9 protein-coding genes are annotated in these 11001 nt (G+C 76.7%); 8 read left to right on the plus strand and 1 reads right to left on the minus strand.

Annotated elements, in window-relative coordinates; genetic code table 11:
- Positions 1 to 8 precede the first annotated feature (8 nt).
- The 8 genes from ACFCXS_RS32260 (at position 9) to rfaE2 (ending at position 9174) form a co-directional block, all read left to right on the plus strand.
- Positions 9 to 1685 carry a carbamoyltransferase gene (locus ACFCXS_RS32260; RefSeq protein WP_376646896.1) on the plus strand — a complete coding sequence of 559 codons (1677 nt, stop codon included), beginning with the start codon at positions 9 to 11 and terminating at the stop codon, positions 1683 to 1685.
- The gene (locus ACFCXS_RS32265; protein WP_376646897.1) at positions 1682 to 2755 is read left to right on the plus strand and encodes a glycosyltransferase family 2 protein; all 1074 of its coding nucleotides are present in this window, start codon (positions 1682 to 1684) and stop codon (positions 2753 to 2755) included. The genes ACFCXS_RS32260 and ACFCXS_RS32265 overlap by 4 nt, the downstream gene beginning before the upstream one ends.
- A complete protein-coding gene (locus ACFCXS_RS32270; RefSeq protein ID WP_376646898.1) occupies positions 2752 to 3360 on the plus strand; it encodes a D-glycero-alpha-D-manno-heptose-1,7-bisphosphate 7-phosphatase in 609 nt (202 codons plus the stop codon). Before ACFCXS_RS32265 ends, ACFCXS_RS32270 begins: the two co-directional genes overlap by 4 nt.
- Positions 3357 to 4418, plus strand: coding sequence for a glycosyltransferase family 9 protein (locus ACFCXS_RS32275; protein WP_376646899.1), 1062 nt, complete (start codon positions 3357 to 3359; stop codon positions 4416 to 4418). The genes ACFCXS_RS32270 and ACFCXS_RS32275 overlap by 4 nt, the downstream gene beginning before the upstream one ends.
- Positions 4415 to 5380 carry a glycosyltransferase gene (locus tag ACFCXS_RS32280; RefSeq protein ID WP_376646900.1) on the plus strand — a complete coding sequence of 322 codons (966 nt, stop codon included), beginning with the start codon at positions 4415 to 4417 and terminating at the stop codon, positions 5378 to 5380. Before ACFCXS_RS32275 ends, ACFCXS_RS32280 begins: the two co-directional genes overlap by 4 nt.
- Positions 5377 to 6654, plus strand: coding sequence for a glycosyltransferase (locus ACFCXS_RS32285; protein WP_376646901.1), 1278 nt, complete (start codon positions 5377 to 5379; stop codon positions 6652 to 6654). The genes ACFCXS_RS32280 and ACFCXS_RS32285 overlap by 4 nt, the downstream gene beginning before the upstream one ends.
- Positions 6655 to 7147: 493 nt before the next feature.
- Entirely contained in the window at positions 7148 to 7783 is a 636-nt protein-coding gene (locus tag ACFCXS_RS32290; protein ID WP_376646902.1) for an SIS domain-containing protein, read from the plus strand.
- On the plus strand, positions 7780 to 9174 hold the full coding sequence (gene rfaE2 / locus ACFCXS_RS32295) for a D-glycero-beta-D-manno-heptose 1-phosphate adenylyltransferase (RefSeq protein WP_376646903.1): 1395 nt from the start codon (positions 7780 to 7782) through the stop codon (positions 9172 to 9174). Before ACFCXS_RS32290 ends, rfaE2 begins: the two co-directional genes overlap by 4 nt.
- Positions 9175 to 9337: 163 nt before the next feature.
- Here rfaE2 and ACFCXS_RS32300 read toward each other — a convergent pair whose 3' ends face one another.
- Positions 9338 to 10579, minus strand: coding sequence for an MFS transporter (locus tag ACFCXS_RS32300; RefSeq protein ID WP_376646904.1), 1242 nt, complete (start codon positions 10577 to 10579; stop codon positions 9338 to 9340).
- Positions 10580 to 11001: the final 422 nt, after the last annotated feature.

The raw sequence follows: 11001 nt of genomic DNA on the forward strand, positions 1-11001 counted from the left end.
GCCTCCCCATGCGCATCCTCGGAATCAACGCCCTCTTCCACGACCCCGCCGCCGCTCTGGTGATCGACGGACGGACCGTCGCCGCCGCGGAGGAGGAGCGGTTCTCCCGGCGCAAGCACGGCAAGAGGCCCCTGCCGTTCTCCGCCTGGGAACTGCCCGAGCGGGCCGCTGCCTGGTGCCTGAAACGGGCCGGGCTGCGCCCGCAGGACCTCGACGCCGTCACCTACTCCTTCGACCCCCGGCTCGCCCGGCCGGCCGAGGACATGGGCCTGGACGACCCCTGGGACCACCTGCGGCTGACCTACGCCCGCGAGGCACCGGGCTTCCTGAAGACCGCCCTGCCCGGCCTCGACCCCGGCATCGTCCGCTTCGTACCGCACCACATGGCCCACGCCGCCTCCAGCGCCTTCGCCGCACCGGACGCCGGCAACTCCTCCGTCCTCGTCCTCGACGGCCGCGGCGAACGCGCCTCCCACCTGGCCGCCCGCCGCCTGGGCGACCGCCTGGACCAACTGCACGCCCAGGACCTGCCGCACTCGCTCGGCCTCGTCTACGAGGAACTCACCGAGCACCTCGGCTTCCTGCGCTCCTCCGACGAGTTCAAGGTCATGGCCCTCGCCTCCCACGGCAGGCCGCGCATGCTCGACGAACTGCGCCGCCAGGTGTTTCCCACCGGAGACGGCGGCTTCCACGCCACCGGCGTGCCCTGGCACGAACTGTGCGCCCCGCGCGGCCCCGACGAGCCGTGGACACAGGACCACGCCGACGTCGCCGCCAGCGCCCAGGCCGTACTGGAGGAGACCCTGCTCGACCTGGTGCGCTGGCTGCACGGCCGGACCCACGACCGGGTGCTCACCCTCGCCGGCGGTGTCGCCCTCAACTGCGTCGCCAACTCCCGCATCGCCCGAGAGGGCCCCTTCGACCGGGTGTGGGTGCAGCCCGCGGCGGGAGACGCCGGCACCGCCCTGGGCGGAGCCCTGCTGCTGTCCGCCGTGGAGGGCGACGGCCCGCAGCCCATGGCCGGTGCCGACCTCGGCCGGGAGTGGTCCGACGCCGAGCTCGGAGCCTGGCTGAAGACCGCGGCCGTACCCTTCGAGCGGCCCCCGGACATCGCAGCGACCGTGGCCCGCGCCCTGGCGGGCAACGGGATCGTCGCCTGGTTCCAGGGCCGCTCCGAGTACGGCCCCCGGGCCCTCGGCCACCGCTCCCTGCTGGCCCACCCCGGGCACGCGGGCAATCTGGAACGCCTCAACGACGTCAAGGGCCGCGAGCAGTTCCGGCCCGTCGCTCCCATGGTCCTCGCCGGGCGCGCCGCGGAACTCTTCGAGGGCCCGCTGCCCAGCCCGTACATGCTGTTCGTGCACGACGTGGCACCCGCATGGCGGGACCGCATCCCCGCGGTCGTGCATGTCGACGGCACCGCCCGCATCCAGACCGTCGACCCGGAGGGCGAACCCCTGGCCGCCCGCATGCTCGGCGAGTTCGAGCGGCTGACCGGGCTGCCCGTGGTCGTCAACACCAGCCTCAACACGGCCGGCCGGCCCATGGCCGACGACCCGCGCGACGCCCTGGAGTGCTTCGGCTCCTCGCCCGTCGACCTGCTGGCCATCGGCCCGTACGCGATCCGGCGCGGCGACCTCTTCCGTACCGACTCCCGCAGCGCCGATGCCGGAGGCCCCCGATGACCCGACCCGAGGTCCTCTCGCCCGACGCCGCGTACGCCGTCGTCGTCCCGACCCTCGGCCGGCCCAGCCTCGGCGCCTGCCTGCACGCCCTCGCGGAGACGACCGGGCCGGGCCCCGTCCGGGTGGTCCTCGTCGACGACCGTCCCGCCACCGACGGCGTCCCCCTCACCGCCGACGTCCCACCGTCCCTGCGCGCACGCACCGTCGTCGTGCCCGGCGGTGCGCGCGGACCGGCCGCCGCACGCAACCTCGGCTGGCGGGCCGCCGGTGACGTGCCCTGGATCGTCTTCCTCGACGACGACGTCGTCCCCGGGCCCACCTGGGGCGACGACCTGGCCCTGGACCTGGCCGCGGCCACCGAGCGGACCGCCGGGATCACCGCCCGGATCGAGGTGCCCCTGCCCGCCGACCGGCGCCCCACGGACTGGGAACGCAACACGGCCGGACTCACCGGCGCCCGCTGGATCACCGCCGACCTGGCATACCGCCGGGCCGCGCTGACGGCCGTCGGCGGATTCGACGAACGCTTCCGGCGGGCTTTCCGGGAGGACGCCGACCTCGCCCTGCGCTTGCTCGACGCCGGCTGGACGCTCACCGCCGGCCGGCGCACCACCACCCACCCCGTACGTCAGGCCGGGCGCTGGATCTCCGTCCGGCTCCAGGCGGGAAACGCCGACGACGTGCTGATGACCCGGCTGCACGGCCGTCACTGGTGGCGCAGGGCCGAGGCACGCCGCGGGCGCCTGCCCCTGCACCTGGCGGTGACCGGAGCGGCGGTGACGGCGCTCGGCTGTGCCCTGCTCGGCCGCCACCGGGCCGCCGCGGCCTGCGCCGCCGCCTGGCTGGCCGGCACCACCGAGTTCGCCCTCGCCCGCATCCTGCCCGGGCCGGGCACCCGCGACGAGGTGCTCACCATGGCGGTGACCAGCGCCCTCGTCCCGCCCGCGGCGACCTGGCACTGGCTGCGCGGGCGGGTCGCCCACCGCAAGGCAGGGCGATACGCCCCGTTCGGGAGTGGTGAGCCGGCGCCCGCGCCCCGCCCGGCCGCCCGGGAACGGCTGCGGTCATGACGCCGCCCCTCGTCCCCTGGCTGTTCCCCGGGCAGGTGCGGCAGCACCCGCACGTGCCGGGCGGCCTTCGCCCCGCGGCCGTTCTCTTCGACCGCGACGGAACCCTCGTCGCCGACGTGCCCTGCAACGGGGACCCGTCGCGGGTCACGCTCATGCCGGGCGCCCGAGAGGCCGTGGACGCCGTACGCGCCGCAGGGGTGCCCGTCAGGGTCGTGACCAACCAGCCGGGCGTGGCCCGTGGCCTGCTGACCCGCCGCGACGTGGAGGCCGTACGGCTGCGGGTGGAGGAGCTGCTCGGGCCGTTCGCCGTCTGGGCCGTGTGCCCGCACGGGCCGCAGGAGGGCTGCGCCTGCCGCAAACCGGCACCCGGACTGGTCCTGGCCGCGTGCCGGCGCATCGCCGTGCCACCGGAACGCACCGCCGTCATCGGCGACATCGGCTCCGACATGGAGGCGGCGCGGGCGGCGGGGGCCCGAGGGGTCCTCGTCCCCACGGCCGTCACCCGTGCCGAGGAGAACGCGGCGGCCGACGTCACGGCACCGGACCTGCCGACGGCCGTACGCCTCGTCCTCGACCCGGCGCTCCCGGCGGGGGAGCCGCGATGACCCCCTCCCGCCTGCCCCGCACCCTCGTGGTCCGTCTCGACAGCGCCGGAGACGTACTCCTGGCGGGGCCCGCGGTACGCGCGGTCGCCGCCGGGTCCTCGTACACCGCGCTGCTCTGCGGACGACCGGGCGCGGCGGCCGGGCGGATGCTGCCCGGCGTCGACGACGTGCTGATCTTCGACGCCCCCTGGGCCGGGCTGGAGCCGCCGCCGGTGACCCGCGCGGACACCCGGCGGCTGCTGGAGACACTCACCGCGGGCCGCTTCGGCCGGGCGCTCGTGCTGGTGTCGTACCACCAGAGCCCACTGCCGGCCGCCCTCCTGCTGAAGCTGGCCGGGATCGGGCGGACCGCCGCCGACTGCGAGGACTACCCGGGCGCACTGCTCGACCGGCGGCACCGCAGGCGGCCGCACCGTCACGAGGTCCTGGCCGCCCTCGACCTGGCCCGCGCCGAGGGCTTCACGCTCCCGCCCGGCGACGACGGCCGGCTGCGTGTCCAACCGCCGCCGAGCACGGGCCACCTCACCGGCCCCGAGCCGTACGTCGTCCTCCACCCCGGCGCGGCCGTTCCCGCGCGGGCCTGGACGCCGGGCCGCGCGGCACGGGCCGTGGCCGCACTGTCCGCCGCCGGGCACCGGGTCGTCGTCACGGGCGGGCCCGCCGAGCGCGAACTGACCGCACGGGTCGCCGGGCGCCACGCCCTCGACCTCGGCGGCGCCACCGACCTGCCGCACCTGGCCGGAGTCCTGGCCGGAGCCCGGGCCGTGGTGGCCGGCAACACCGGCCCGGCGCACCTCGCCGCCGCCGTGGGCACACCCGTCGTCAGCCTCTTCGCACCGGTCGTGCCGGCCGACCGGTGGGCCCCTCACGGCGTACCGCACGTCCTGCTCGGCGACCCGCACGCGGCGTGCGCGCAGACCCGGGCCCGGCACTGCCCGGTGCCCGGACACCCCTGCCTCGACGGCATCGGTGACGGCGACGTGCTCGCCGCGGTGGCCGCCCTCACGGGCCACCCGGCGGACCGGGGAGAACCGACCGAGCGAGGAGCGGCCGTATGAACATCCTGCTGTGGCACGTGCACGGCTCCTGGACGACCGCGTTCGTCCAGGGCCCGCACACCTACCTCGTCCCCGTCACCCCCGACCGCGGCCCGGACGGCCTCGGGCGGGCCCGGACCTTCACCTGGCCCGCCTCGGTCCGTGAGATCACCCCGGCGGAACTGGGCGACACGCCCGTCGACCTGGTCCTTCTCCAGCGGCCGCACGAGGCGGCGCTGGCCGAACGGTGGCTCGGCGGGCGCCGCCCGGGCCGGGACGTGCCCGCGGTGTACCTGGAGCACAACGCGCCCGGCGGCGACGTGCCCGGCACCCGGCACCCGTGCGCCGACCGCGACGACCTGACGCTCGTGCACGTGACCCACTTCAACCGGCTGTTCTGGGACGGCGGCAGGACCCGCACCGAGGTGATCGAGCACGGCATCGTGGACCCGGGCCACCGCTACAACGGCCGGCTCGCCCGCGCCGCCGTCGTCGTCAACGAACCCGTGCGCCGCGCCCGCCACACCGGCACCGACCTGCTGCCCGCCCTCGCCGAGGCCGTCCCGCTCGACGTGTTCGGAATGGGCACCGACGGCCTGGCCCGGCACCTCGGCCTCCCGCCGGACCGCTGCCACACCGCCGATCTGCCCCAGAGCGAGCTGCACACGGCGCTGGCCGACCGCCGCATGTATCTGCACCCGGTGCGCTGGACCTCGCTGGGCCTGTCCCTGCTGGAGGCGATGCACCTCGGCATGCCCGTACTGGCGCTCGCCACCACCGAGGCGGTCGAGGCGGTCCCGCCCGGCGCCGGCACGCTGACCACCCGCCCCGACGTCCTGGCCCGCGCGGCCCGCCACTACCTCCACGAACCCGAGGCCGCGACCGCTGACGGAGCCCGCGCCCGCCGGGCGGCCCTCGAACGCTACGGGCTCAAACGCTTCCTGACCGACTGGGAGCGCCTGATCACGGAGGTGTGCTCATGACCCCGTCCCTCAGCCCTTTCCCGTCCGGACCGCTCGGCGGCGGCCCGCTCGACCCGGGCGTCCTCGCGATCTCACTCGTCTCCGAGCACGCCAGCCCCCTCGCCGCACTCGGCGGAGTCGACGCCGGCGGGCAGAACGTCCACGTCGCCCACCTCGCCGGGGCGCTCGCCGACCGGGGCCACCGCGTCACCGTCCACACCCGCCGTGACGCGCCCGACCTTCCCTTGCGGGTGGAACTGCGGGAGGGCGTGGAGGTGCACCACATACCCGCCGGGCCGGCCGAACCGCTCCCCAAGGACGAGCTGCTGCCGCACATGGACGAGTTCGGGCGTCACCTCGCCCGCGGCTGGCGCACCCGGGCACCGGACCTCGTGCACTCCCACTACTGGATGTCGGGCCTGGCCGCGCTGCACGCCACCCGCGAGCACGGCCTTCCCCTGCTGCACACGTACCACGCCCTCGGCACCGTCAAGCGACGGCACCAGCGGCTCGCCGACACCAGCCCGCCGGAGCGGATTCCCGGCGAGATCGAGATCGGCCTGAACTGCGACCGCGTCATCGCCACCTGCCGCGACGAGGTTCACGAACTGGTCCGCATGGGCATCGCCCCGCACCGGATCGGCATCGTGCCGTGCGGCGTCGACACCGACCGGTTCACGCCCAGGGGTCCGGCCGCGCCGCGCGGCCCGTACCCGCACCGGATCCTGCAGCTGGGCCGGCTCGTGCCGCGCAAGGGAGCCGCCGTGACCGTGGCCGCCCTGGCCCGGCTGCCCGGCACCGAGCTGGTCGTCGTCGGCGGGCCGCCCGCCGGACGGCTCGACGGCGACCCGGACGTACGGCGGCTGCGCGACATCGCCCGGGACGCGGGAGTCGCCGACCGCGTCCGCTTCACCGGCGCCCTCACCGGCGAGGAGGTGCCCGCACTGCTGCGCTCCGCCGACGTCGTGGTCTGCCCCGCCGACTACGAGCCCTTCGGCATCGTCGCGCTGGAGGCCATGGCGTGCGGCGTGCCCGTGGTGGCCAGCGCGGTCGGCGGGCAGCTCGACACCGTCGCCGACCCGGGCACCGGGCGACTGGTTCCGCCCGGCGATCCGGCGGCCCTGGCCGGCGCCGTCGCCGGGCTCCTCGCCGATCCGCAGGCCCGCGTGGCCTGCGGGGCGGCGGGCCGCCGGAGGGTGCTGAGCAGGTACGGCTGGGGCCAGGTCGCCGCGGTCACCGAAGCCGCCTACTGCGAGGTGCTGGACACCGAGCCCGCCGCCACCGGTGCAGGCTGACCCCGCCGGTCCGGGCGAGGTTTCGACACCGGCACCTGGCCCGCCCTGCCACCTGCGCCGCCCGATCCGGCCGGTCCCGGCGAGGCCCTCGACACCGAGTCCGACCGGCACCCGTGCCGCCCGATCCGGCCGGTCCCGGCGAGGCCCTCGACACCGAGTCCGCCCGGCACCTGCGCCGCCCGATCCGGCCGGTCCCGGCGAGGCCCTCGGCACCGTGTCCGCCCGGCACCCGTGCCGCCCGATCCGGCCGGTCCCGGCGAGGCCCTCGGCACCGAGTCCGCCCGGCACCCGTGCCGCCCGATCCGGCCGGTCCCGGCGAGGCCCTCGGCACCGAGTCCGCCCGGCACCCGTGCCGCCCGATCCCGCCGGTCCCGGCGAAACTCTCGACACCGAGCCCGTCGCCCCCGGTGCCGGCCGACCCCGCCGGCCCCGCCCACCGTCCGAAGGAGGTGTGGGTCCCCGCCGTCCCCGCACGGTGGTGCGCCCGATCCGCATGAGCGAATCATCTGCACAGCCCGGCCTCGACGCCGCCCGTCTGCACTGCCGGTCGCTGGAGGAGGCCCTGGGCCGGTTCCGCGAGACCGGCCTGGACCGGATCGGGCACTGGGGCGGCCGCCTCGCCGACGTCCTCGGCGGCGGCGGGCGGCTCCTCGCCGCGGGCAACGGCGGCAGCGCCGCCCAGGCCCAGCACCTCACCGCCGAACTGGTCGGCCGCTACCGCCGGGAACGCCCCGCGTACTCCGCGCTCGCCCTGCACGCCGAGACGTCCAGCATGACCGCCATCGGCAACGACTACGGCTTCGACCACGTCTACGCCCGTCAGGTCACCGCCCACGGCCGCCCCGGGGACGTCCTGATGCTGCTGTCCACCTCGGGGCGCAGCGGCAACCTCATCGCCGCCGCCGTGACCGCCCGGCAGGCCGGCCTGCGCGTCTGGGCGCTCACCGGGCGTGGCCCGAACCCCCTGGCGGAGGCCGCTCACGAGGCCCTGTGCATCGACGCGGACACCACCGCCAACGTCCAGGAGACCCACCTCGTCGCCGTCCACCTGCTCTGCGAGTGCTTCGACACGGCCGTGGCCACGCCCCTCGCGCGGCGCGCGGTTTCGACCCACGGGAGTACGCCATGACCCGCACCGGGCCGCACCCCCTCGTCGTCGTCGGTGACGTCCTCCTCGACGAGGACATCGAAGGCGTCTCCACCCGCCTCGCTCCCGACGGCCCCGCCCCCGTCGTCGACGTCACCGGTGACCGCCGCCACCCCGGCGGAGCCGGACTGGCCGCCGCCCTCGCCGCCCGTGGCGGACGGGACGTGGCTCTGGTGACCGCGCTCGGCGACGACGAGGCCAGTGAGGCGGTACGCCGCGGGCTGCGCGGCAGGGTCCGGATCCTGGAGATCCCGCTGGACGGCACGCTGCCGGTCAAGACCCGCGTCCTCGCGGGCGGCCGGCCGGTCGTGCGCATCGACCGGGGCGGCGGCACCCCGGGCGAGCCCGACGGCGCGGTCCGGGAAGCGCTGGCCGGAGCGCGCGCCGTCCTGGTCGCCGACTACGGCCGGCACACCGCGGGCACCCTGCGGCCGCTCCTGGAGGACGCCGCCCGCCGCACGCCCCTGGTGTGGGACCCGCACCCCACGGGCGACCCGCCCGTGCCCGGAGCACGCCTGGTCACCCCCAACGCGGCGGAGGCGCGGGCCCTTCACCCCGGCTCCGGAGGGACCTCGCTCGGCGTGTACGCCGAGCGGGCGGCCCGGCTCGCCGAGCGCTGGCGTGCGGCCGGGGTGGCCGTCACCCTCGGAGAGCGGGGGGTGCTGCTGGCCCGGCCGGGCCCCGGCACCCCGATGCTGGTCCCCGCGCCCTACCGGGCCGCCGGAGACCCCTGCGGCGCGGGCGACTGCTTCGCCGCCACGGCGACGGCCGCCCTGGCCGACGGTCTGCTCCCAGAGGAGGCGCTGCAGCGTGCCGTCGCGGAGGCGGCCGCGTTCGTCGCGGCGGGCGGTGCGGGCAACCCCGGCCTGTGGCGGACCGAGCCCGCACCCGGCCCCGCCGACGAGCCCGCGACCGACGCGTTCGGGCTCGCGGAGCGGGTCAGGGCCCGAGGCGGCACCGTCGTCGCCACCGGCGGCTGCTTCGACCTGGTGCACGCCGGTCACGTCGGGCTGCTGGAGAGCGCCCGGCGCATCGGCGACTGCCTCATCGTGTGCCTGAACTCCGACGCGTCCGTCACGCGCCGAAAGGGACCGGGGCGCCCGCTCAACCCGGCGGCGGACCGGGCCCGCGTCCTCGCCGCGCTCGGCAGCGTCGACGCCGTCGTGGTCTTCGAGGAGGACACGCCCGAGGCGGTACTGGCCCGGCTGCGGCCGGACGTCTGGGTCAAGGGCGGCGACTACTCCGTCCAGGACCTGCCCGAGGCGAAGGTGCTCCGCACCTGGGGCGGGCAGGCGGTGGTCCTGCCCTACCTCGACGGCCGCTCCACGACCCGGCTGGCCCGCCGGGCGGCGGAGGCGGCGTTGCGGCCATAGGACGCCCGAGAGGCGAGCGGGGCGCCCGAGAGGCGAGCGGGGCGCATGAGGGGCGAGCGGGGCGCACGAGAGGAGCGGGCTGCGCGGACGACACGTCGGGAGCGGCCCTCGCACAGCGCTCTCGCCCGGGCCGCCAGGGTCGGCCGGTGGGCGGGGAGCCCGATCAGGCCGCAGGGCTCAGTGCCGGTCGGCCCGGCGCGTCGTGCTCCTCCTCGCGGAGGACGACCGGTACCGGGGCCCGGCGACGGCGCAGCAGGGAGCCCGCCGCGATCGCGCCGGCGATGAGCAGTCCGCCGGTGACGAGGGCGCCGCGCGGCCCGGCCAGTTCCATCAGGAGTCCCAGCGCGGGAGGGCCTCCCAGGCCCCACACCGTGCCGATGCTGCCCCACACACCCAGCACCCGTCCCCGCAGGTGCGGTGGCGGGTCGGTCTGGAGAACGGCCGTGCCGGCGGTGTCGGAGACGGACTCCACCACGGCCATCGGCAGGACCAGCGCGATCAGCACCGCCGGCGAAGGTGACAGCCCCGCCACCACCTGCAGCAGCGCCCCCGCCGCCGCCAGGGCGCCCACCAGCCGCACGGACGGCCGGCGCAGCCGGGCGCCGAGCACCGCGCCGAGGATGCCTCCGACGGCGAGCACGGTCGACACCGTGCCGAACGAGCCGGGCCCGCCCGCGAGGGGCCCGGTGACGAGCACCGCCAGGGTGAGCCCGTAGTTGCGGCCGAACACGGAGCTGATGCCGGTCACACCCGCCAGCGCGACCAGGCGCGGGCGTCGCACGAAGTAGGCCAGCCCTTCCCGGACCGTCAGGTCGGGACCGGTGTCCTCGGCGGCCGGGGCGTCATGCCGCGCCGCACCGGCCGCCGGACGCAGGAACGGGATGACCGAGGCCACGAACAGGAACGACAGGCCGTTGCCGAAGTACGCGGCGGACGTGCCGAGGAACCCGACCGCCACGCCGGCCAGGGCCGCCCCCACCAGCCGGCCCGCCTGGTGCACCAGGGCCCCGACCCCGATGGCCGAGGGCACGTCCTCCGCCGGCACGAGGTCGTTGCCCAGCAGCGCGCACGCCGGGTTGTCGACGGTCGCGACGACACCCGTGAGGGCGGCCAGCACCATCAGCGAGGTCATGTCGATGAGGTCCAGCGCCACGAGGACGGCCGTGGTGAACGCGATGGCGCCGAGCACCGCCTGGCTCACGGCCGCCGTCAGCTTGCGGGGCCACCGGTCGACGGCGGCCCCGCCGAGCACGCTGATCAGCAGCGCGGGAGCGGCCTGCACGGACATGGACAGGCCCGTCGCGGCGGCGGACCCGGTGATCTGCAGGACCAGCAGGTTCTGCACCGTGAGCTGCATCCACGTACCGGCGTTCGACACGAAGTTCGCGACGGACCACCAGCGCATGCTGCGGTACCGCAGCGACCGCCAGGGCGAGCGGGAAACGGGCAGGGCAGGGGAGGGGGAGGGCGAGGAGGGCACAGTGCGGTACTCGTAGACGAGTCGGAGGACTCACAGGAGGGCGACGAGGTGCGTGTCACACCGGCGGCACTGCACGGTGGACCCCTCGACGGGTACGGCGCCGACCATCGTGGCAGAGGGGACCGCAGAAGCGGTTCCACCTGCCTTGATCCACGCTCCTCTGCCTTCCGAACGCCCTGCGCGGCATGGGCTTTGAGGCCACAGTGTGGTTGATCACACGGGGTGACCGAGCGGCTGTTGATCACACGCACGCGGAAGCGGGGGGGGGGGGGGGGGGGGGGGGGGGCGCGGGGGGGGGGGGGTGTGGGCGCGGGACGGGCGGCGTGCTCGGGGGGCGCGGGGGAGTC

The sequence above is a fragment of the Streptomyces sp. NPDC056373 genome, from assembly GCF_042262425.1.
Taxonomy (GTDB): Bacteria; Actinomycetota; Actinomycetes; order Streptomycetales; family Streptomycetaceae; genus Streptomyces.